General features: G+C 65.5%; 22 protein-coding genes. 8 read left to right on the top strand and 14 right to left on the bottom strand.

The window, feature by feature from the left end; translation table 11 throughout:
* Positions 1-20: 20 nt before the first annotated feature.
* Positions 21-917, top strand: coding sequence for a lipid A hydroxylase LpxO (gene lpxO / locus BMW87_RS28220; RefSeq protein WP_093058112.1), 897 nt, complete (start codon positions 21-23; stop codon positions 915-917).
* A 10-nt stretch (positions 918-927) separates the two neighbouring features.
* On the opposite strand, the gene BMW87_RS28215 is transcribed toward lpxO, so the two are convergent.
* A complete protein-coding gene (locus tag BMW87_RS28215; protein WP_093080596.1) occupies positions 928-1,812 on the bottom strand; it encodes a LysR family transcriptional regulator in 885 nt (294 codons plus the stop codon).
* A gap of 105 nt (positions 1,813-1,917) precedes the next feature.
* On the opposite strand from BMW87_RS28215, the gene BMW87_RS28210 reads away from it, so the two are divergent.
* Together BMW87_RS28210 and BMW87_RS28205 are read left to right on the top strand one after the other, a co-directional pair.
* The gene (locus BMW87_RS28210; RefSeq protein WP_093058114.1) at positions 1,918-2,907 is read left to right on the top strand and encodes a Bug family tripartite tricarboxylate transporter substrate binding protein; all 990 of its coding nucleotides are present in this window, start codon (positions 1,918-1,920) and stop codon (positions 2,905-2,907) included.
* Complete coding sequence (locus tag BMW87_RS28205) at positions 2,904-3,950, top strand: threonine aldolase family protein (RefSeq protein WP_093080593.1); 1,047 nt, start codon at positions 2,904-2,906, stop codon at positions 3,948-3,950. Before BMW87_RS28210 ends, BMW87_RS28205 begins: the two co-directional genes overlap by 4 nt.
* Before the next feature lie 12 nt (positions 3,951-3,962).
* Here the strand turns inward: BMW87_RS28205 and BMW87_RS28200 are convergent, their stop codons facing one another.
* The gene (locus tag BMW87_RS28200; protein WP_256216947.1) at positions 3,963-4,652 is read right to left on the bottom strand and encodes a phosphatase PAP2 family protein; all 690 of its coding nucleotides are present in this window, start codon (positions 4,650-4,652) and stop codon (positions 3,963-3,965) included.
* A gap of 121 nt (positions 4,653-4,773) precedes the next feature.
* On the opposite strand from BMW87_RS28200, the gene BMW87_RS28195 reads away from it, so the two are divergent.
* From BMW87_RS28195 to BMW87_RS28185, 3 genes are read left to right on the top strand one after another with little or no spacing between them, the layout of a single operon-like run.
* On the top strand, positions 4,774-5,457 hold the full coding sequence (locus tag BMW87_RS28195; RefSeq protein ID WP_093080591.1) for a response regulator: 684 nt from the start codon (positions 4,774-4,776) through the stop codon (positions 5,455-5,457).
* Between the two features lies 1 nt (position 5,458).
* Entirely contained in the window at positions 5,459-6,811 is a 1,353-nt protein-coding gene (locus tag BMW87_RS28190) for a sensor histidine kinase (protein ID WP_093080588.1), read from the top strand.
* Positions 6,812-6,824: 13 nt separating this feature from the next.
* Complete coding sequence (locus tag BMW87_RS28185) at positions 6,825-7,046, top strand: oxidoreductase-like domain-containing protein (RefSeq protein WP_093080586.1); 222 nt, start codon at positions 6,825-6,827, stop codon at positions 7,044-7,046.
* Between the two features lie 4 nt (positions 7,047-7,050).
* Here BMW87_RS28185 and BMW87_RS28180 read toward each other — a convergent pair whose 3' ends face one another.
* Together BMW87_RS28180 and BMW87_RS28175 are read right to left on the bottom strand one after the other, a co-directional pair.
* Complete coding sequence (locus BMW87_RS28180; RefSeq protein ID WP_093080583.1) at positions 7,051-7,656, bottom strand: isochorismatase family protein; 606 nt, start codon at positions 7,654-7,656, stop codon at positions 7,051-7,053.
* 26 nt (positions 7,657-7,682) lie between these two features.
* The gene (locus BMW87_RS28175; protein ID WP_093080581.1) at positions 7,683-8,753 is read right to left on the bottom strand and encodes an alkene reductase; all 1,071 of its coding nucleotides are present in this window, start codon (positions 8,751-8,753) and stop codon (positions 7,683-7,685) included.
* A 108-nt stretch (positions 8,754-8,861) separates the two neighbouring features.
* On the opposite strand from BMW87_RS28175, the gene BMW87_RS28170 reads away from it, so the two are divergent.
* Positions 8,862-9,752 carry a LysR family transcriptional regulator gene (locus BMW87_RS28170; RefSeq protein ID WP_093080579.1) on the top strand — a complete coding sequence of 297 codons (891 nt, stop codon included), beginning with the start codon at positions 8,862-8,864 and terminating at the stop codon, positions 9,750-9,752.
* Positions 9,753-9,768: 16 nt separating this feature from the next.
* Here BMW87_RS28170 and BMW87_RS28165 read toward each other — a convergent pair whose 3' ends face one another.
* The 7 genes from BMW87_RS28165 to BMW87_RS28135 all read right to left on the bottom strand — a co-directional run bounded on the left by BMW87_RS28165 (position 9,769) and on the right by BMW87_RS28135 (position 15,357).
* A complete protein-coding gene (locus tag BMW87_RS28165) occupies positions 9,769-10,683 on the bottom strand; it encodes a LysR family transcriptional regulator (RefSeq protein WP_093080576.1) in 915 nt (304 codons plus the stop codon).
* Between the two features lie 89 nt (positions 10,684-10,772).
* Positions 10,773-11,726, bottom strand: coding sequence for a quinone oxidoreductase family protein (locus tag BMW87_RS28160; protein WP_093080574.1), 954 nt, complete (start codon positions 11,724-11,726; stop codon positions 10,773-10,775).
* A 14-nt stretch (positions 11,727-11,740) separates the two neighbouring features.
* Entirely contained in the window at positions 11,741-12,514 is a 774-nt protein-coding gene (locus tag BMW87_RS28155) for an SDR family NAD(P)-dependent oxidoreductase (RefSeq protein WP_177192861.1), read from the bottom strand.
* Positions 12,511-12,957 (bottom strand): ester cyclase, encoded by a 447-nt coding sequence (locus BMW87_RS28150; protein ID WP_093080568.1) that lies wholly within the window; start codon positions 12,955-12,957, stop codon positions 12,511-12,513. The genes BMW87_RS28155 and BMW87_RS28150 overlap by 4 nt, the downstream gene beginning before the upstream one ends.
* Positions 12,958-12,985: 28 nt before the next feature.
* Positions 12,986-13,762 (bottom strand): SDR family NAD(P)-dependent oxidoreductase, encoded by a 777-nt coding sequence (locus tag BMW87_RS28145; protein ID WP_093080566.1) that lies wholly within the window; start codon positions 13,760-13,762, stop codon positions 12,986-12,988.
* Between the two features lie 36 nt (positions 13,763-13,798).
* On the bottom strand, positions 13,799-14,398 hold the full coding sequence (gene wrbA / locus BMW87_RS28140) for an NAD(P)H:quinone oxidoreductase (protein ID WP_093080563.1): 600 nt from the start codon (positions 14,396-14,398) through the stop codon (positions 13,799-13,801).
* 122 nt (positions 14,399-14,520) lie between these two features.
* Positions 14,521-15,357, bottom strand: coding sequence for an oxidoreductase (locus BMW87_RS28135; protein WP_093080559.1), 837 nt, complete (start codon positions 15,355-15,357; stop codon positions 14,521-14,523).
* A gap of 123 nt (positions 15,358-15,480) precedes the next feature.
* On the opposite strand from BMW87_RS28135, the gene BMW87_RS28130 reads away from it, so the two are divergent.
* Positions 15,481-16,455, top strand: coding sequence for an AraC family transcriptional regulator (locus BMW87_RS28130; protein WP_371258866.1), 975 nt, complete (start codon positions 15,481-15,483; stop codon positions 16,453-16,455).
* 81 nt (positions 16,456-16,536) lie between these two features.
* Here BMW87_RS28130 and BMW87_RS28125 read toward each other — a convergent pair whose 3' ends face one another.
* From BMW87_RS28125 to BMW87_RS28115, 3 genes are all read right to left on the bottom strand, one after another.
* Entirely contained in the window at positions 16,537-17,361 is an 825-nt protein-coding gene (locus BMW87_RS28125; RefSeq protein ID WP_093058129.1) for a YihY family inner membrane protein, read from the bottom strand.
* Positions 17,362-17,512: 151 nt separating this feature from the next.
* Positions 17,513-17,893: a cupin domain-containing protein gene (locus BMW87_RS28120; RefSeq protein WP_093058130.1), complete on the bottom strand. Its 381-nt coding sequence runs from the start codon at positions 17,891-17,893 to the stop codon at positions 17,513-17,515.
* A gap of 135 nt (positions 17,894-18,028) precedes the next feature.
* Entirely contained in the window at positions 18,029-19,741 is a 1,713-nt protein-coding gene (locus tag BMW87_RS28115) for a phospholipase D-like domain-containing protein (protein ID WP_093080554.1), read from the bottom strand.
* Positions 19,742-19,931 lie beyond the last annotated feature (190 nt).

Raw genomic sequence — 19,931 nt, 5'->3', positions numbered from 1 at the left:
GTTTACAGGACACTTTCCAAATGAAGTGGGTCATTCTTGCCATCTTCGCGCTCAGTGCGCTCTACGTTCATTTCCGCGGCCAAGTGCGGCATCGCTTCTTCAGACAGCTCTCTGATCACTCGACCTTCCTGGCCCCGCTGAACGTCTTCATGTACCTTTTCTCGAAGGTGCCGGGTACGCCGTACCTGTCGCCCGCGCAGTTCCCCGAGATGCGCGTGCTCGAAGAAAACTGGGAAGTCATCCGCGAAGAAGCGCTGGCCATGCGCAATGGCGGCAGCATCAAGGCGTCGAGCCAGTTCAACGACGTGGGCTTCAACTCCTTCTTCAAGAGCGGCTGGAAGCGCTTCTACCTGAAGTGGTACGACGAGGCGCATCCCTCGGCCGCGGTGCTGTGCCCGCGCACCACAGAGCTGCTCAAGGGCATCGGCACCATCAAGGCCGCGATGTTCGCCGAGCTGCCGCCGGGTAGCCGCCTCGTGCGCCACCGCGACCCCTTCGCCGGTTCGTTGCGCTACCACCTGGGACTGTGGACGCCGGGTGTCGAAGGCTGCTACATCGACGTGGACGGCCAGCGCTATCACTGGCGCGACGGCGAAGCCGTGGTGTTCGACGAAACCTTCATCCACTACGCCGAGAACACGACCGACCACGACCGCGTGATCCTGTTCTGCGACATCGAGCGCCCGCTGAAGTACCGCTGGGCCAGCGCCGTGAACCGCTGGTTCGCGAAGAACCTGCTGGCCGCCGCCAGCTCGCCCAACGACGCGGGCGACAAGACGGGCGGCATCAACCGCGCCTTCAAGTACATCTACCAGATCCGCGTGATCGGCAAGCGCCTGAAGGCTTGGGACAAGCGCGTGTACTACCTCGTGAAGTGGGCCATCTTCGGTGGCCTGGCCCTCTGGATCTTCTGGTAATGCCGGCTTTTCACGGCTTTCGCTGAAGGCCGAAGGCGGTTGCGAAGGCCTGTGCAACCGCCTCGACATTGCGGCTGCCTTCGTCCGAGTTTCGCCAGACCAGCGAGAGCTTGCGAAACGGAGCACGACTTCCCAGGCCCACTTCGCGCACCGCATAGGCATCGACCAGCGGACGCCTGGGCTGCGGGACGACGGAAACCCCCAGGCCCTGGGCGACCATTGCAACGATGGCGTCCATCGAGCGCAGCTCCATCACGCAGCGCGCATCGGGTTTCAGGCTGTGCACGTATCGCGCGGCGACGCGTCCTCCCGAAAGAGACAGGTCGTAGCCGATCCAGTCGTAGGCTTCCAGCAGTTGCCTGACGGTTTTACCGGAGGCATTCGGCGGCGCCAGCAACACGTAGGGCTGGCGGTGCAGTTCCCGCCAGACCAGCCGGCGCGAGCCGCCGGCTTCCGGCCTGACGAGCAACGCGACGTCGAGCCGCGCCGCCTTCAGCTCGGAGATCATTTCGTCGCTGTCGTTCAGCGGGGGAACCACCACATCCAGCGACGGATGCTTCCGGCGAAGCTCATGCAGCGCCTGCGGCAGCACGTCGCTCTGCATGCTGGTGATCACGCCGACCCTGATGCGGCCCGCCACTTCCACCACCGGGCGGGAGCGAAGCATCTGCAGCCGGTGGGAGAAGTCGCCCACCGCGCTCACTACCTCATGGGCAAAGGCCGTTGGCGCCACCACGCGGGTGGAGCGGTCGAACAGCGGCTTGCCGAAATACTGCTCCAGCTGCTTGACCTGCAGGCTCACCGCGCTCGGGCTGCAGCCCACGACGCCGGCCGCGGCGGTGAAGCTGCCCTGTTCGAGGATGGTGCGCAGGGTGACCAGCATCGTGAGATTCATGAGAAATCCTCACAGTTGATATTTGTATATCTCGCTTTACTCATTTTATGGCGGGCCTAGGATTCGCTGAATTCATTCAACCTGCCCGATCGGAACCACCCGCTCATGAACGACATCCGACGCCATCGTCTCGCGCGCGCCAGGAGCCTGGCATGCACCTTGGGGCTCGCGCTCGCCGCAGCGCATGCGGCCGCCGCGGCGTGGGTGCCCGAGCGTCCCATTCACCTGGTCTCGCCGAGTCCCCCGGGTGGGGGCACGGATGCCGTCTGCCGCCTGCTTGCGGCCAAGCTGGGCGAGCAGGCCAAGTGGCAGGTCGTCGTCGACACCAAGCCCGGTGCCGGCAACAACATCGGCCTGGAGTTCGGCGCGAAGTCGCCGCCCGACGGCTACACCGCAGTGCTGGGCGAAACCAGCAACCTTACGGTCAACCAGTTTCTCTACAAGAAGCTCAGCTTCGATCCCTCGAAGGACCTCGCGCCGGTTGCGCTGGTCGGCACGGGCGTGTCGGTGCTGGTGGTGAATGCCTCCAGCCCGTACGACAGCCTTGCTTCGCTGCTGGCGGGCTCGAAGAAGAAGCAACTTGCGTACGCATCGTCCGGCAACGGAACCGTCGGGCATCTGGTGGCCGAGAACCTGCGCGTGACGGCGGGAGCCAACGTTTTGCATGTGCCTTACAAGGGCGGTGGCCCGGCCATGACGGACATGCTGGGCGGGCAGGTCGACTTCTACATCTCCTCCCTCGTTTCGGCGCTGCCGCTCATCAAGGACCACAAGCTGCGGGCGCTCGCCGTGACTTCGGGAGCGCGGGATCCATCGCTGCCTGACGTTCCCACCTTCATCGAGAGCGGCTTCAAGGGCTTCGAGTACTACACGCTCTATGGTGTCGTCGTGCCTGCGAAGACACCGGAGAACATCGTCCGGACCATGAACACGGAGATCAATCGGGTGCTCGATTCGGCGGATGTCCGGGCCAACCTCGCCGCGCGCGGCATCTACGTGCGGACCGGAACGCCGGAAGCGTTCAATACATTCCTGAACAGCGAGAGAAAAAAATGGGCGGAGGTCGTGAAGGCGACCGGCGCAACTGCCGAATGACCCAAGACAGCATGTATCCGCCGGTGGACCTTCGCAGCGACACGGTGACGCTGCCCACAGAGCAGATGTATGACCGCATCGCCTCTGCTCCTCTCGGCGACGACGGGCTCGACGGCGACCCGACCGCGCTGGAGCTGGAGGCCGAGGCCGCCCGACTGCTGGGCAAGGAGGCCGCGCTGTATGTCCCGAGCGCAACGATGGCCAACCTCCTTGCCATCCTCGCCCAGGCCGGGCGGCAGGAAGTCGTGCTTGCCGAAGCGGCATCGCACATCTACGTGACCGAGCGCGGCGCGGCCGCGCTGACCGGGTCGTTCTATCAGGGCATTGCCGGCGTCGACGGCGCCATGGACCTGGGCTTGCTCGCGCAGGCCTTGGGGCCGGGCCGCAACAAGCTGCGCACCGGGCTCGTCTGTCTGGAAACTTCCCACAACAACGCCGGCGGGGCGGTGCTGCCGCTCACCCACATGCAGGCGGTGTTTGCAGTGGCCAGGGATGCGGGCGCTGCCGTCCACCTGGACGGCGCACGTTTGATGAATGCGGCAGTGGCACTGGGCGTGCCAGCTGCGGAGATCACGGCCTTTGCCGATACCGTTTCGCTGTGCCTGTCCAAGGGCCTGAGCGCGCCCATGGGGGCCGTGCTTGCCGGGCCGGCGGACACCATCCAGCGTGCCAGGTGGCACAGAAAGCTGCTCGGGGGCAGCCAGCGCCAGGTCGGGATCGCCGCGGCCGCGGGGCTGGTTGCCATCACCACCATGGTGGGCCGGCTTGCGGACGATCACGCGGTCGCGCGCCGCCTCGCTCACGGGATCGGCCAGCTCCGTGGGCTTTCCGCCAACGAGCCGCAGACCAACATCGTGCAGGTCGACGTGAGCGCCACCGGGCTCGACGCGGCTCAGTGGGAAGCCGCGCTGCGCAAGCTGGGCGTGCTGGCCCGGACTTGGGGCAGGCACAAGCTGCGCTGCGTCACCCATCGTCATACAGGCGAGCGCGAAATTGACACGGCCCTGGAGGTTTTCAGGGCCGTCGCCGCGAGCGCTGCCTGACGCCCTCCGGGCTCAGGCCTCGGTCCACACCAGCCAGTCGCGCGTGGTACCGGCCCAGCTCACAGCGGCCGCGAGCAGCGTGCCGCCGAGCACGTCGAGCAGCACGTGCTGTCGCGTTGCCAGCGTCGAGTAGACGATGCCGAAGGCCCACAGCAGGTTCAGTACGCGCAGCCATGTGGGCGCTTGCACGCTGCGCAGCTGGCGCTCCAGCAGTACGGCCGTGAGCACCGCGAACGCGACGTGCAGCGACGGAAATGCATTGCCCCCCACGTCGGTGGCCTTGAGAAACTGCAGAGCCGGGTACTGCGCCCAGTCGACCGCAAACACCGGCACCGTCGTAGGAAAGAGCCAGAACACCACGAGGCCGACGGCGGCCATGATGGCGGCATCGCGCGCACAGGCCCAGAGCTCTGCCTTGTCCTTCGCGAAGGCCGGCGCCAGCGAGATGTAGAACCACAGCGAGCCGTAGAGCACCATCGCGTCGTCGCTCACGCCCACCCAGTGATCGAGCCGCGTGAGCGGCATCACCATCGGCTCCGATGGTGGGTTGTGCATCACCCAGAAGTACACGACGAAGAAGCCCGAGATGCCGACCGTGGTGCCGATCATCTTCACCACCCAGAGCGTGGCGATCCGCTGGCCCAATGCCACGTACCAGGGTACGAAAGGGTGGAGGGAGGAAGTCGCCGGGCGGGAGGTCATGCAGTGCTCCAGCTTATGCAGCTGCATTGCGTGAACATTGCGCTTTCTGCAATGAGCTGCAATGAGGCCTCTCCTAGAATGGCCCGCTTCTTTTTTGCACACAGCCCTTGTCGCACCCCTCATGAGAATCCTGCTCGTCGAAGACGAAGTCGACCTGGCGCAAGCCCTGGCCTCGGCGCTGCGGCAGAACCAGGCGGTGGTCGACGTGGCGAGTTCGCTGCGCGAGGCCGAGGAGGCAGCGTTGTCGGCGCAGCACGACGTGATCGTGCTCGACCGTGGCCTGCCCGATGGCGACGGCCTCTCGCTCGTGGCCTTCCTGCGGCAGAACCACATCGCCACTGCGGTGCTGGTGCTCACGGCCATGACCGACGTGGCCGAGCGCGTGCTGAGCCTCGATGGGGGCGCGGACGACTACCTCGCCAAGCCCTTCTCGATGGACGAACTGATGGCGCGCGTGCGCGCACTGGCGCGACGCCCAGCAGTGCGCGCGAACCTCGTCATGACGCTTGGGCAGCTGCGCTTCGACCATCACACGCGGCAGGCCCATGTGGGCGATCTTTGCCTCACGCTGCCGCGACGCGAGCTGCTGGTGCTCGAGGCACTGCTCGAACACCGCGGCCGCACTGTGCTGCGCGAGGCCATGCAAGACCGCGTGTACGGCCACAAGGACGAGATCCAGTCGAACGCGCTCGACACGCATGTGTCGCGGCTGCGCTCCAAGCTCGACAAGGCCGGTGCGCAGGTGGAGATCCATGCAATTCGCGGTGTCGGCTACCTGATCTGCGCGGCCCGTCTGGCGGCATGACATGACACTGAGCCTGCTCTCGCTGCGCTGGCGGCTGATCTGGAGCCTGATCCTGTTGCAGGTGGTGGTCGGCTCGCTGGTGATGGGCGGCTTCCTCGGGCTGGCCTGGGTGCTGGGCCGCGTGGTCGACGAGACCGGGCAGGAGACCGTCACCGTGATCCAGCGCGCGCTGGCGCGCGGCCCCGATGGGCAACTGGTGGTCGAGCCGACGGCGGAAGTGCAGCGCCTGCAGAAGGCCGATCCGCCGTTCTGGTTCATCGCGCGCGATGCCCACGGCTCGGAAGTGCGCAGTGGCGACGTGCCGCCTGCCTATTCCGCGCTTTTCAACGCGCTCGGCGACATGGAGCGCATGGCCCTCAACCCCGAGGACGACAACACCCGGCCCAAGGCCCGCTTCGAACGCGCGGAAACGCGTGCGGGCCTGGTGGCCGTGATGGTGCAGACCGGCGGCCCGCTGACGGTGAGGAACACGCTCAAGGGCACGGGCATCGCCTTTCTCTTCCTGGTGGCGCCGATGGCGCTGGTGACCTGCCTCGGCGTGATCCTGGCCACGCCCTTCGTGGTGAAGCGCGGCCTCAAGGGCGTGGTGGCTACGGCCGAGCATGCCGAGAGCATCGACGTGCACGAGCGCACCACGCGCTTGCCGCTGGCCAACGTGGCCAGCGAAATCCGCCCGCTGGTCAACGCCGTGAACCGCGCATTCGACCGGCTCAACGAAGGCTACGACCGGCAGGAGCGCTTCCTCGCTGACGCCGCACACGAGCTGCGCACGCCGATCACCACGCTGCAGATCCATCTCGAAGGCCTGCAGGACGGCCCGCTCAAGGTGAAGCTGATGCAGGCCTCGGCGCGGCTCGCCACGCTGGCCGAGCAACTGCTCGACCTCCAGCGGCTGGACCACGTCGCGGTGCACGACCAGCAGCAGGTCGACCTGAAGGCGCTGTGCGAGCGCGTGGCGGGCGACATCGCGCCGCTGGCGATCATGAATCGTTGCACGCTGTCGGTCGATGCGCCGCAGCCGTTGTGGGTGCGCGGCGATGCGCCCTCGCTCGAACGCGCGCTGAGCAACCTGATCCAGAACGCCATCGAGCATGGCGGGCAGGGCTGCGACATCCAGGTGCGGCTGTGGGAACCATCGGGCTTCGAGGTGCTCGACTCCGGGCCCGGCATTCCGGCAGCGGACCGCGAGCGCGTGGTGGCGCCGTTTCACCGGCTCGTGCCGCGCGGGCGCGGCGCGGGGCTCGGGCTGCACCTCGTGGCCGAGGTTGCGCGCCTGCACGGCGGGCAGCTCACGATCGGGTCGAGCGAGTCGGGCGGGGCGAAGATGCGGCTGGAGCTGAACCTCGAAGCATGAAGATCTGCCCGCCATGAATGCCATCGACCGGCTGCCCGAACCCACGAACCTCGCCGGCGCGCAAGCGCTCATCGCGCGCGTGCAGGCATTGCTCGATGCCGCAGGGCTTGCGATGCGCGCACCGCCGCCCGAGCCCACAACCTGCTGCGGTCGCGGCTGCAACGGCTGCGTGTGGGAAGGCTGGCTCGCCGCCGTGGCTTACTGGCGCGACGAGGCTTCGCTGCGGCTCGGCTGATGGCTCAAACGATGCCGGCACCAAGGGCCGGAAACACATCGCTGAACAACAAGCCGATCAGCTGCTGCCCGGCGGGCGTGGACCAGTCTTGCGCGATTTCCGCCATCAGCGTGTTGGTGGCGGTGAGCACCACGCCCGCGTCGTGCATGCGCTGGCGGGAAAACTCTTCGGACAGATCGCTGGGCGAGCCCGATGCATCCATCACGGCCTGCACGGCAAAGCCTTCGACTGCGGCGTCGATGGCCGGGAAGATCAGGCAAACGTCGGTGGTGACGCCCGCCATGATCAGCTGCTTGCGCCCGGTTGCGAGCACTGCGTTGCGGAAGTCGGGATAGGCCCAGGCATTGACCACGCCAGGGCGCTTGATGCGTGCAGCGTGCGCTTCGGGCAGGATCTCGGCGATCTTCGGAAGGATCGGGCCCTGGGCGTGGTCTTCCTGGCTGGACGTGATCACGGTCGGGATGTTGAGGATCTTTGCCATCTTGGCCAGCGCAATCGCCTGCTTGGCCGCGAGTTCGCTGTCGATGTTCTTGATCAGTTGCATCGTGCCGACCTGATGGTCTATCAGCAGCAAGGCGGTGTTGTCGGCGGTGAATCGTTCGATCTTCATGGTGTAGCTCCAGTTCGGCTTCTGCCTCAGGCAGCCTCGGCCGCAGCCAGCGCCGGATAGTCGATGTATCCCTTGGCGGTCGGCGGTGCGAAGAAGGTGCTGCGGTCGGGCGCGTTGAGCGCGGCGCCCACGCGGAAGCGCTCCGGCAGGTCGGGGTTCGCAAGGAAAGCGCTGCCGAACACCGTTGCGTCGGCCCTGCCTTCGTACAGTGCGCTTTCGGCGCTGTCCTGGGTGAGGCCGCCGCCGATCAGGTATGCGCCTTCGAAGCGCGGGCGCAGGAGGGCGTGGTAGTCGAACTGCGCACCGAAGAGGGTGACATGCAGATAGGCCAGACCCCAGCCGCGCAGTTGTTCGACCAGGTAGGCGTAGGTCTCCTGAGGCGCAGCATCCGTGATGCTGTTGTAGTTCATCTCCGGCGAAATCTTGATGCCGACGCGGTCGGCGCCGGCCTCTGCGGCCATCGCATCCAGCACGTCCAGCACAAAGCGGGCGCGGCCCTCGACTGAACCGCCGTAGATGTCCTGGCGCTGGTTGCTGCCGGAGGAGAGGAACTGCTCAGGCAGGTAGCCGGAGGCTGCGTGCAGCTCTACACCGTCGAAGCCGGCCTCAAGCGCGCGGCGGGTGGCCTGGCGATAGTCTTCGATGACGTCGGCGATCTCGAGCAGGCTCAGCTCGCGGGGCGTGACGAAGTCGACCTGACCGGCAGGCGTCCACGCCTGGCCCTCGGGCTTGATGGCCGAAGGCGCCACGGGCGTCGCGCCGTCGAGCAGCGAGGGGTGCGAGATCCGGCCGGTGTGCATCAGCTGCATGAAGATGCGGCCGCCGCGGGCGTGCACGGCCTCGGTCACCTTCTTCCAGGCCGCGACCTGTGCCTCGGTCTCGATGCCGGGCGTGTGCACGTAGCCCTTGCCCATTGCGGACGGGAACACGCCTTCGGAAATGATCAGGCCGGCGCTGGCGCGCTGGGCGTAGTAGGCGACCGTCAGGTCGCTCGGGACGCCGTCGCTGTCGGCGCGGGAGCGGGTCATCGGGGCCATGACGAGGCGGTTTGGCGCAATGTAGCGGCCGATGCGAACGGGGGTGAACAGCTGGCTCATGGTGAATTCCTTGGGTTGTGCGGTGCGATGGACGCATCTTTGATTAATCTGCTGAAGAGATAAATACGTCAAAATGGCTTTCATTGATCCATAAATGGCGCAATCAAGATGGAACTGTTGAACGACATGGCCTTGTTCGTGGAGGTCGCCCACGCGAGGAGCTTTCGCCGCGCGGCCGATGCCTCGGGCGTGCCGAGTTCGACGCTGTCCAGGCGAATCAACGGACTGGAGAAAGCCATCGGCCTGCGGCTCTTGCATCGCACGACACGCAAGGTCGAGCTGACGGAGGCGGGGCAGCTCTACTTCGAGCGCTGCCGGCGCATCGTCGAAGAAGCGCGCATCGCTCACGAGCAACTGGGCGAGATGCTGGCGCAGCCCAGCGGCGTGCTGCGCGCGTCGCTGCCGGTGGACTTCGCCACCATCTACATGGCACCCCTGGTCGCGGAGTTCGCTCGTCGCTACCCCGGCATCAGCTTCGAGTTCGATCTCACGCCGAGGCGGGTGGACCTGGTCACCGAGCCTTTCGACGTGGCCATCCGCATGGGCGAGCTCGCGGACTCGAACCTGATCGCCCGGTTGCTCGCGCGGCTACCCGTGCAGGTTTATGCCTCGCCCCGCTACCTCGAGCTGTCCGGCGAGCCAACGCACCCGAGCGATCTGGCGCGACACGAGTGCCTGGGCCTTCCCAAGGCAAACAAGTGGACGCTGCAGCGCGAAGGAGAGGTCGTCGAGGTCGAGGTAGGAGGGCGGTTTCAGGTGAACAGCGTCGGCATGTTCCGGCGCCTGGCGACCCTCGACCTGGGCGTGATCCTGCTTCCGCAGGAGATCGCTTCCGAAGATGTCGCGGCAGGTCGCCTGCGCCCGGTGTTGCCGCAGTGGCACGGCATCCCGACTTCCGTCTATGCGCTCACTGAAACCCGCCTGCTGCCCGCAAAGACCCAGCGCTTCATCGAGTTCCTGCACGAGCATCTCGGGCAGCGGCCTCGCGGGGCCGAGTGAGCAAGGGGCGCTCGCGTCACTTCGGTGAATCTCGCGCCGGCGCCGTGTCCTTCAGGTGCTCCAGGAACCATCGCCCGGCAGGCCCCGGCGGCAGGTCTTTGCGGTACACGGCAAACATGGCAATCGGCGGTGTGGTGGGTTGAAAGGCCTCCAGCTGCAACCGGGTCAGGAGCCCTGACTCGATGTCGCTGCGCACCATGGCAAGCGGCATGTGCCCCCAGCCAAAACCCGCACGAAGAAACGCATGCTTTGCGCCCAGGTCCGCGAGCCGCCATATCGATGAAGTGAACACGCCGAAGGTCTTGCCGCTGGTCAGCGAGGTGCGGTCCGTCAGGACGAGTTGAACGTGCTGCTCCAATTCCCGCGACGCGATGACGCGTTTCTGCGCGGCCAGCGGGTGCGAAGAGGCAGTCACGGTCACCATCGGAACGTCGAGCAGTTTCTCGGCATCGAGTTCCTCCGGAACGAGGGGCATGGACCCCATGATGCCGATCCTGCAGCCGCGCTGGAGCACCGGTTGCGCCACGGCGCCCAGTGCCTCGACATAGAGGCGCAGCGGCGTGTGCGGAAACGCGGCCCGAAAGAGACCGACCGCCACCGTCAGCGAGTCCATGGGGTACATGACGTCGACCACCACCGACAACTCGGGTTCGAGCCCTTCGGAGATCGTGCGCGCAGTGGCCTTGAAGCCGTCCATGCCGTGGACCACGGAGCGGGCCTGCGCAAGCAGAGCGGTGCCTTCCTCGGTGAGCTTCGGATAGCGCCCGCTACGGTCGAAGAGCTGCACATCGATCTGCCCTTCGAGGTTGGCCAGCGTCTGGCTCACCACCGACTGGGCCCGGCGCAGCCTGCGCCCGGCGGCCGAGAAGCTGCCCTCATCGGCGGCCGCAATGAAGGTGCGCAGTTGATCCATTGAAACGCCGTCCAGCATCTATCGCTCCCATCGATGAAACTCCCGGGAAAATATCTGCTTCCCCGCTGGGTGTCCAGCGAGTTGCCAGGATCGATGCGTTCACAGGATCAGGGCACGAGGATGATCGCCCCCGACTTGCGCCGGGCCGCGATGTCCTCGTGCGCCCGTGCCGCTTCGACGAGCGGATAGCGGGCCACGTCGAGCGTGCCGAAGACACCCTTGCGGTACGCGTCGAACACCTCGCCGGTCGCCTGGGCCACGGCACCTTGCACGTGCTGCGCCATCGGCCCGCCCACGATGCGAACGCCGCGAGCGGCAAGGCCCGCCCGGTCGATGTCTGGCGCTCCGGAAGCCGCGCCGATGGTGACGATGGTTCCGCCATCGCGCACGGCCGCTGCCGATGCTGCAAAAGTGGCCTTGCCGACGAACTCGTAGACCACGTCGACGCCTTCGGGCGCGATGCTGCGGATCTGTGCGGCCAGATCGGCGTCGCCAGAGAGCAATACGTGATCGATGGTGCCCTCGAGCGCTGCTCGCTTCGACTGCGAGCCCACCGTTCCGATGACGGTGGCGCCTTTTGCCTTGGCCCAGCGCGAGATCATGGTGCCCACGCTGCTCGACGCACCCTGCACCAACACCTTCTCTCCTGCCTTGAGCTGATGGAAGCCATTCAGCCCGGCCCAGGCAGTCAGGCCCTTGGTCAGCACCGTGACGGTCTGTTCCGAAGAGAGATCGTCAGGCACCTTGAGTAGCGCGGCTGCATCGACCAGGCGCACTTGTGCGTAGCTGCCCGGCGCGAGGAAGTAAGCCATGCGATCGCCGACCTTGACGTCTGTGACGTCCGGCCCGATGGCCTCGACGATGCCGGCGCCCTCGACCCCAGGCACCGAGGGCAGCGAGACGGGCATCACGCCCTGGCGAAAAGCCGTGTCGATGAAGTTGACGCCGATGGCCTCGTGGCGCAGGCGAACCTGTCCGGGCCCCGGCATGCCGACGTTGTCGTCCTCGACTTGGAGGACTTCGGGAGAACCGTATTGATGGAAGCGGATGGTGGTGGTCATGTCTTTCTTTCGGGTCAAATCACGGCGAGCAGGCCGCCATCGACGAGCAGCGCAGTGCCCGTCACATAGCTCGACAGGTCCGAGCCCAACCACGCGACGGCGTCGCCGATCTCGGAAGGTTTGCCAAGGCGCCGCAGTGGCGTGCGCAGGCGAAAGCCTTCTGCAGCCTCTGCGATGCCGGGGCTCGTTCGCAGCAGGTGCGTGTCGATCGTTCCCGGGGCGACTGCATTCACACGGATGCCATCCGGCCCCAGTGCATCGGCCAAAGACTTGGCCATCAGGACCACGCCGCCCTTGCTGGTGGAGTAAGCCACCGTCATGCCCGCGCCCGAGATGCCGCCCATGCTGGCCATGAGAACGATGCTCCCGGCCTTGCCCCGTGCCTTCATGCTGCGGGCTGCCGCCTGCGCGCTGAACAGCGTTCCGTCGAGGTTGATGCCCATGAGCCGGCGGTAGTCCGCCTCTGCAACGTCGAACCCGTCGGCGCGCAGCGTGATGCCCGCATTGGCGACCATCACATCGACGCCGCTGAACTCGTCTGCTGCTTTCAGAAGATCGTCGACCTGTGCCCGCTGGCTGACGTCTGCGCGATGAAAGCGCGCCGGCACGCCCAGCTCCTCGATCTCCTCCATCGTGGTGCGGCCTCCTTCGCGGGGCTCTGGCGTCACGTCCGAAACGATCACCGCCTTGGCTCCGTGCTTCGCGGCCTGCACGGCCACAGCCTTGCCAATGCCGCTGGCAGCGCCGGTCACGACGACCACCTTGTCCTGAAGAATGTTGGTGTTCATGACTTGTCTCCTGCGGCGCGGGGCCATGCATCCAGCTGTTGAAGCACGGAGAAGAGATTGGCAACACCCCAGTGCTCCGTGATCTTTCCGTTCTGCACGCGCATCGCGTCCACGGTTTCGAAATGGATCGCGCGGCCGGTCGGCGCAATGCCGAGGAAGGTTCCCTGCTGCGTGCCGTGATAGGTCTTGTAGGTGGTGACGACATCGCCATCGGCGCGTTGCCAATGGATTTCGGCGTGAAAGTCGGGGAACGCCTCCCGCAGGATGCGATACAGGCCCAGCGCACCGGACTTGTCGGGCGTGCAGTTCGGCTGTGGTGTGTGGTCGAGGAAGTCGTCCGAGAAAAGCTCGTTGAACAAGGCCCAGTTGCCGCGCCCTTGCACTTCTTCGGTATTGCGGCGAACGACGGCCTTTGCCATCTCGCCTGCATTCAAATTGCTCATGGTGTTGCTCCTTGTCGGTTCGGTTTGTTCAAAGTTTGAAGCCGCCGATGGTCATTCCACCGTCGACGACCAGCATCTGGCCTATCACATAGCTCGCGGCATCAGAAGCCAGCCACACGGCGGCGGCTGCCACCTCCGCGGGATGGCCGCCTCGCTCGGCAGGAATCGCGGTGGAAACCAGCTTCGCGAAGGCCGGGTTCTGGTCGCTCGCGACCTTCACCATCGGCGTTTCCGTCCATCCGGGGGCGAGGGCATTGACCCGCACGTTGTGGGCGGCGTTTTCCATCGCGGCAACGCGCGTGAGGCCGTGCACGCCGTGCTTGGAGGCCGCATAGGCGCTCATCCCGCCGGGGCCCGTCAATGCGGCCACGGAGGCCGTGTTCACGATGGCGCCGCCGCCACTTTTCTTGATGAGCGGCAACTCATGCTTCATGCCGAGAAAGACGCTGCGCAGGTTGACGGCGATCACCCGGTCGAAGTCTTCGGTCGGGTAGTCCTCGATGCGTTGCGCCTTGCCGGTGATGCCGGCGTTGTTGAAGGCCACGTCGAGCCGGCCGGCCTCGCGTTCGATGCGTGCGATGGCGTTGGCCACTTCTTGCTCGACGGCCACATTGGCGATGAGCGCGCGGGCCTTCCCGCCGATCTCGGTGATGAGATCGACGGTTTCGGCAAGGCCGTGCTCGTTCAGGTCGGCGGCATACACAAGACCCCCTCGTGCCGCGAAGGCCTTGGCGGCCTCCCGGCCGATGCCGGAGCCCGCACCCGTGACGAGTACCACCCGTCCTGCAAAGTCGTTGGAGACCATGTCTTTCTCGCTTCTACAGATGGAAGGTGCAGGTGCTCAGGCAAAGAGCTTCGCGGCGGTCTTGGCCACCAGCTCGCCCTGATGGCGCGCGCCGGCCAGATCGATCGCCGTCGGTTGCCGCGAGCCATCGCCGCCTGCGACGGTGGTGGCACCGTAGGGCGCGCCGCCGACGATCTCGTCGACGCTCATCTGGCCCTGGTGGCTGTACGGCAGGCCCACGATGGTCATGCCGAAATGCAGCAGGTTGGTGATGATCGAGAAGAGCGTGGTCTCCTGGCCGCCGTGCTGGGTGGCCGACGACGAGAAGGCCGCACCGACCTTGCCGTTGAGTGCGCCGCGGGCCCACAGCCCACCGGCCTGGTCGAGAAAGGCGGCCATCTGGGAAGACATCCGGCCGAAGCGGGTGCCGGTGCCTACGACGATGGCGTCGTAGTTCTCCAGATCGGCAACGCTCGCGACGGGCGCTGCCTGATCGAGCTTGAAATGCGCAGACTTTGCGACCGCTTCGGGAACCGTCTCGGGGACGCGTTTCACGTCGACCTGGGCGCCGGCTTCACGCGCACCAGCGGCAATGGCCTCGGCCATCTTTTCGATGTGGCCGTACGACGAGTAATACAGAACGAGGACTTTGGGCATCTCTGAATCTCCTGGTTGGACAGCTCGGCGAGCTGCATGACCTGAAGATTAGGGATGCGCGACCTATCCAGGAAGCCTGTTTGTTTCGATGGAATATATCGGTCGAGTAGATGGATGCGACGTCACGCGATATCGGTGGAGCGAGTCAGGACCTCGTGCTTCGTCAAACTCGTCTGCATCGCGTCGAGCTTTGCGCTTACCAGCCCGAGCGCGTCGCTGCCGATCAGCAAATGCTCCGGCGGCTCCGGCATGTTCACCAGAGTGAGGATCGCATCTGCAGCCCTGTCCGGATCGCCCAGTTGTTTGCCGCTCTTGTCCATGCGCGATTGCCGGATTGGATCGAACAAGCTGTCGTAGTCGCTGATGGAACGCGCGCTGCGCACCATCGAGCGGCCAGCCCAGTCTGTCCTGAAAGATCCTGGGGCAACAGCAGTGACTGCGATGCCCAGGCCCTTCACTTCCTTCGCCAACGTCTCGGAGATCCCTTCGAGGGCGAACTTGCTGCCACAGTAGTAGCTGATGCCGGGCATCGTGATGTAGCCGCCCATCGACGTGATGTTGATGATGTGGCCGCGCCGACGCTGACGCATGAACGGCAGAAACGCCTTGATGACTGCGACCGCACCAAAAACGTTGACGTCGAATTGGCGGCGCATTTCATCGAGAGACGATTCTTCCAGGATGCCCTCGTGACCATACCCTGCGTTGTTGATCACGACATCCACTGGCCCGATCTCAGCTTCGACGACAGCGGCGAGTGGTGCGACGGAGTCGAACTGCGTCACGTCGAGCAGCTTCACATGAGCCTCCCCGCGAAATTGCCTGCCGAATTCGGTTGCTGCCTGTTCGGTACGAACGGTTCCGACGACTCGGTGGCCCGCCCGCAATGCGGCGTTCGCAATGGCGCGGCCGAGGCCGCTGCCGACGCCCGTAATGAAGAAAGTCCTGGTGTTTTGCATGCGTCGATCTTAGAAATCGAGGGCGCCCGGAGCCAGTCGCAATCCTATGTTTGGCTTGCCTATTTCTATGAAGTCCAACCGCTCTCGGTTACTTTTTGCCAGGGTTGATGCACAGTACGATGAATGAGTAAATCGCGCGCATCAACCATCGACCGCGCTGGCAGACTCCGCGAGGAGCGCCAGGCCAGCATGGTGGCGCTCTTGAAGCGGCTCGCACCTCGAGAGGGCTACACGCTGACGGCGCTACCGGACGTGCGTTTCCTGCGCTCCGATCGCCCATTGGCCTCGACCCCTGTGCTCTACGAACCCGGGATCGTCATCGTCTGCCAGGGACGCAAGCGCGGCCTCTGGGCAAATCAGGTCTACCTCTACGATGCCCAGCACTACCTCGCGGTGTCCGTGCCGGTGCCGTTCACCATGGAGACCGACGCCAGTGCCGACGAGCCTCTGCTCGCGATTTACTTCAGCCTCGATCTCACCGTCCTCGCGGGCCTTGCGTTGCAGGTTGATGAACTTATCGAGAGTTCGAAGACGGCACCAGTCGGCATGTTCTCGACGCCGATCGACGACGCATTGATGCAGACCGTTCTGCGATTTCTCGAGGCGATGAGTTCGCCCGTAGAGGCTGTGTTGCTCGGGCCGGCGATCGTGCGCGAAATCTACTTTCGGGTGCTCATCGGGGAACAGGGGGCATCGATGCGCGCGGCGCTGGCCAGCCAGGGGCAGTTCGGAAAGATCGCCAAGGCCGTGCGGCGCATCCACACCACGTTCGGCGACCGTCTTACCGTCGACCGCCTGGCTCGCGAGGCGGGCATGAGCATCCCGACGTTTCACACTCACTTTCGTGCCGTCACCCAGAGTTCTCCGATGCAGTACCTCAAGTCGGTACGCCTTCATCAAGCGCGCCTGCAGATGTTGCGAAACGGGAAGACCGCGTCCGCGGCGAGCATCGAGGTGGGATATGAAAGCGCGTCGCAGTTCAGTCGTGAGTTCAAGCGCTTCTTCGGGCTCACTCCGAGCGATGAGGTTGCGCGCCTGAAGTCGAGCTTCGCGATGCCTCCTTTGCCGGGGAAGCAGGGGTGGGTGACGTCGCATTGATCGACGCGGCCAGATTGCTGCAAAGTGGCCGTCTGGCAAGCATCCTGAAAGCCGTTCTTCGCGAACGCCTGCTCCTGGCTGCTAGGCCCGAGCAGGCTTGCCTGCCGGTTGCCGTCGGGTGAGCGCCATGTTAGCCGTCATCATGGCCGCGACCAGCGTGACCAGCCACGAGACGTACACCCACAGCAAGAACATGGGGAGCACTGCGAACGCCCCATATAGCGCCTTGTACGTTGGCACTTTGACGAGGTAGGTGGTGAAGCCGCGCTTGCCGAGCTCGAAAGCCACGCTGGCGATCAGGCCGCCTGCGAAGGCGTCGCGCAGCCGTACCTTGGTGTTCGGAACGAGGTAGAACATGCTCGTCAGTACGGTCACGCCGAGCATGAGCGGCCCGAGGTCGAGCACGAATGCAAGCGAGGATGGCAGTGCGCCGATGAGGCCCATGGAAACGCCCAGCAGATACGACGTCGCCCACAGGCTCAGCCCCAGAACGGGTGGCCCGACGGCCAACATCAGCAGGTACAGGCCAACCCTCTTGAAGAACGGCCGGTTCCTCCGGATCTTCCACATCTGGTTCAGCGCGTTCTCCACAGTGAGCAACATCGCGATGGCCGTGCCCAGCAAGAAGAGCGAACCGACCCAGGTCAGGCCGCTGGCGTTCGCGGCGAACTGGTTCAGGTACTTCAGCACCGTGCGTGCGATGTCCGCGGGAAGCAGCCTGCTCAGAAAGAACTCCTGAAGCGCATCCTTGAACCGCGTGAAGGCATGGAATCGCGTGAGCAGCGCGAGGCTCGCCGCCAGCAGGGGAACGATGGACAGCAAGGTCGTGAACGCCAGGCTTCCGGCGACTTGGGGCAAGCGCTCTTTTCTGGCGCGGTCGATGGTCAGGCGGGTCAGGGCAAACATGTATCGCTGAGGAAGGAGGAGTCGAACGGTTCCGCGGGCGCAAGGACCGCTGCCGCTGCAGCCGATTGTCAGTCCGACTGTTGTTCCGTACGGATCGCATCTCCGTTCGACCATCCCGAAGAAGCCTGCCCCTGAGGCCTCTCACTTTGGGTCAGCTACTGGACTTTGCGTATTCCTCTGCGCTCATCATCTCCAGTCCGACGAACGGGGCGTTGCCTTCGACCCATGCGTCGTGACCCGGCGGGATGGTGTACGACATGCCTTCCTCGATGACGGTCTGCGAGCCGTCATTCATTTGCACGGTGATTCGACCGGAAACCGCATACCCGACGTGAGCCACCTGGCAACTGTCCGTGCCCACGACCGGCTTGATGCACTTCGACCAGCGCCACCCGGGCTCGAACTTGAAGCGTCCGAGCGTGTACCCCTCGAGGCGGACCACTTCGACCCGGGTCTTTTCGGGCTCCCGAACCTCATCCGGTTCGTCATGGGATTTCGTCTGAAGCTTGTTGACATTCATCGGACTTGCCATAGCTACTCTCCTTGCACGAGTGAGCAAACGGTCCGCGGCAGCCTCGTGCGAAACCGCACGTGAACGATTGAATAGTAGTCCTGGGCCATGCTCGCGGTGACCTATTTTTTGCACGACTGCACCGGTGGTGCGCAGTCACAGAAAGTCTTCGTCCACCACCAGCGACAGCAATGACCAGCGCAGTCGCTGGGCCCAGTTCGATTCCGGTTCCCGGTGCAGCACCCAGCGGCGTCCGTCGCGCAGAAAGCTCCATTGCAGGCCGCCTCGCAGCGGTGCTTCGCTCACGGTGAAGCTCGCAGGCATGCGCACGCGCTGGATCAGGTCCGCCAGCTCGCCTGCAAGCGTGGGGCTGTCGACGATCAGGCCCAGTTCAGTGTTGCAGTGCGCCGAGCGCCGGTCCATGTTCATCGACCCCACGTAGAACCAGCGCCGGTCGACCACCGCCAGCTTGGCGTGCAGGCGGCCGAGCGAGCCGCGGTCGCTTTCGGTGTCGCTCCAGGCCGTATGTGGTTCGCCAGTTGGCATCAGCTCGTACAGCGTGGCGCCCATCTTCAGGAGAGCGCTGCGGTAGCGCGCGTAGCCGTAGTGCACAAGCGGCTCGTCGGTGGTGGCGAGCGAGTTGGTCACCACCGATACGCTCGCGCCCTCGCGGCTCGCATGGGCGAGTGCTTCGATCATGCGGGGCATGGGTACGAAGTAGGGCGAGACGACGAGCGCCTCGGAGCGTGCGGTCCGGAAAAGATCGAGGTTCGCGGCCATGACCGCGCTCTCGCGGCCTTGCGGCCCTCCGGCTTCCTCGACGCTTCCGCTGGCATCACTGGCGAAGGGGCCTTGCACCACTGCGTCCGCTACGACGCGCACCTTCGCGGGCACCAGTTCGACCCGCCCCCGCGCCAGCTGCGCGCCGACCGGGCCGCGCCCCAGCGCGTCGCGCTCGTTGGCAGGAGGCATGAAGCGACCGAGGCCATGGACCAGCGCGGCGAAGCGTTCGCGCGCATGGGCCGGTGCCGGACGGTCTCCGGCCGCGATGGCCTCGAATGGGTACGACATCGGTCCGTTCCAGAAGGCATCGAAGCTCGCCGACAGCGCGCGCACCGCTGGCCCGGCCAGCAGCGCGTCCATGTCGATGAAGTTCGCTGGCTTGCTGCGCCCGAAGTACTCGTCGGCGATGTTGCGCCCGCCGGTGATGGCGAAGCTGTTGTCGGCAATGAAGAGCTTGTTGTGCATGCGCCGGTTCACGCGGCCGATCTCGTGCAGCGACAGCAGCACGCGCGTGCGCGGGCCGCCGCTGCGCACCGGCAGCGGGTTGAAGAGACGCACCTCCACGTTGGCGTGCGCGGCCAGCCCGGCCAGCATCTCGTCGTCCCCGCCCGCGTACAGGTCGTCGACCAGCAGGCGCACGCGCACGCCGCGCCGGGCCGCGTCGCGCAGCTCGCGCAGGAATTGCCGCCCCGAGGTGTCGTTGGTCACCACGTAGTACTGCGCGTCGACGGTATGCCGTGCGGCCTGCGTGAGTGCGATGCGCGCGTCGAGGGCCTGGTCGCCGTCCGGCAGCAGGCGCACGCCGGATACGTCGGGTATTTCGGGCGTCGCGCCGTCCGGTTCCGGCAGCGACGCGGCGGCGATGCGCGCGAGCGCGCTGTCCCCGACGTCGGTGCGCGCCTGCGACGCGACCCGGTGCACGTTGTCGGGCAATGCAGCGCAACCCGCCAGCAGCGAGACCGCGACCATGGCCGCGGCGCACAGCGCGCGGGCGAGCACCGCGTGGTGGAGCGCGAAGATGCAGAACCGGCACGCAAGGGGTTTCCATGCGGCACGCAGCGCGGCAAAAGACTTTGGGGTGTTCATGGCGGTCCTCGGTGCATCGCATGCGCAGTGGTGATCGATGCAGCCAGTCTTCCGCGCGGTGCCCGCCGCAACAATTGAACGCAGCGCCTAGGCTGCGGCGCGGTGCCGGCGTGGCCATCCGACTAGGCCGTTGGTGTAGGTGCGCGCACTCGCTTATTGGGGGGCTTTGCGCTAACCTGCATTCAGGACG

Source organism: Variovorax sp. OV084, assembly GCF_900111625.1.
Classification (GTDB): Bacteria; Pseudomonadota; Gammaproteobacteria; order Burkholderiales; family Burkholderiaceae_C; genus Variovorax.
The sequence above is the reverse complement of the archived record's forward strand: the minus strand, read 5'-3'. Positions and strand labels throughout refer to the sequence as shown.

What these genes read in the sequence shown, in the direction of transcription:
- lpxO (WP_093058112.1), top strand. Translation starts at nt 21, where the DNA reads ATGAAGTGGGTCATTCTTGCCATCTTCGCGCTCAGTGCGCTCTACGTT.
- BMW87_RS28125 (WP_093058129.1), bottom strand. Translation starts at nt 17,361, where the DNA reads ATGTTTGCCCTGACCCGCCTGACCATCGACCGCGCCAGAAAAGAGCGC.
- BMW87_RS28135 (WP_093080559.1), bottom strand. Translation starts at nt 15,357, where the DNA reads ATGCAAAACACCAGGACTTTCTTCATTACGGGCGTCGGCAGCGGCCTC.
- BMW87_RS28175 (WP_093080581.1), bottom strand. Translation starts at nt 8,753, where the DNA reads ATGAGCCAGCTGTTCACCCCCGTTCGCATCGGCCGCTACATTGCGCCA.
- BMW87_RS28130 (WP_371258866.1), top strand. Translation starts at nt 15,481, where the DNA reads ATGAGTAAATCGCGCGCATCAACCATCGACCGCGCTGGCAGACTCCGC.
- BMW87_RS28195 (WP_093080591.1), top strand. Translation starts at nt 4,774, where the DNA reads ATGAGAATCCTGCTCGTCGAAGACGAAGTCGACCTGGCGCAAGCCCTG.
- BMW87_RS28170 (WP_093080579.1), top strand. Translation starts at nt 8,862, where the DNA reads ATGGAACTGTTGAACGACATGGCCTTGTTCGTGGAGGTCGCCCACGCG.
- BMW87_RS28150 (WP_093080568.1), bottom strand. Translation starts at nt 12,957, where the DNA reads ATGAGCAATTTGAATGCAGGCGAGATGGCAAAGGCCGTCGTTCGCCGC.
- BMW87_RS28155 (WP_177192861.1), bottom strand. Translation starts at nt 12,514, where the DNA reads ATGAACACCAACATTCTTCAGGACAAGGTGGTCGTCGTGACCGGCGCT.
- BMW87_RS28190 (WP_093080588.1), top strand. Translation starts at nt 5,459, where the DNA reads ATGACACTGAGCCTGCTCTCGCTGCGCTGGCGGCTGATCTGGAGCCTG.
- BMW87_RS28205 (WP_093080593.1), top strand. Translation starts at nt 2,904, where the DNA reads ATGACCCAAGACAGCATGTATCCGCCGGTGGACCTTCGCAGCGACACG.
- BMW87_RS28215 (WP_093080596.1), bottom strand. Translation starts at nt 1,812, where the DNA reads ATGAATCTCACGATGCTGGTCACCCTGCGCACCATCCTCGAACAGGGC.
- BMW87_RS28165 (WP_093080576.1), bottom strand. Translation starts at nt 10,683, where the DNA reads ATGCTGGACGGCGTTTCAATGGATCAACTGCGCACCTTCATTGCGGCC.
- BMW87_RS28180 (WP_093080583.1), bottom strand. Translation starts at nt 7,656, where the DNA reads ATGAAGATCGAACGATTCACCGCCGACAACACCGCCTTGCTGCTGATA.
- BMW87_RS28185 (WP_093080586.1), top strand. Translation starts at nt 6,825, where the DNA reads ATGAATGCCATCGACCGGCTGCCCGAACCCACGAACCTCGCCGGCGCG.
- wrbA (WP_093080563.1), bottom strand. Translation starts at nt 14,398, where the DNA reads ATGCCCAAAGTCCTCGTTCTGTATTACTCGTCGTACGGCCACATCGAA.
- BMW87_RS28120 (WP_093058130.1), bottom strand. Translation starts at nt 17,893, where the DNA reads ATGGCAAGTCCGATGAATGTCAACAAGCTTCAGACGAAATCCCATGAC.
- BMW87_RS28210 (WP_093058114.1), top strand. Translation starts at nt 1,918, where the DNA reads ATGAACGACATCCGACGCCATCGTCTCGCGCGCGCCAGGAGCCTGGCA.
- BMW87_RS28145 (WP_093080566.1), bottom strand. Translation starts at nt 13,762, where the DNA reads ATGGTCTCCAACGACTTTGCAGGACGGGTGGTACTCGTCACGGGTGCG.
- BMW87_RS28160 (WP_093080574.1), bottom strand. Translation starts at nt 11,726, where the DNA reads ATGACCACCACCATCCGCTTCCATCAATACGGTTCTCCCGAAGTCCTC.
- BMW87_RS28115 (WP_093080554.1), bottom strand. Translation starts at nt 19,741, where the DNA reads ATGAACACCCCAAAGTCTTTTGCCGCGCTGCGTGCCGCATGGAAACCC.
- BMW87_RS28200 (WP_256216947.1), bottom strand. Translation starts at nt 4,652, where the DNA reads ATGACCTCCCGCCCGGCGACTTCCTCCCTCCACCCTTTCGTACCCTGG.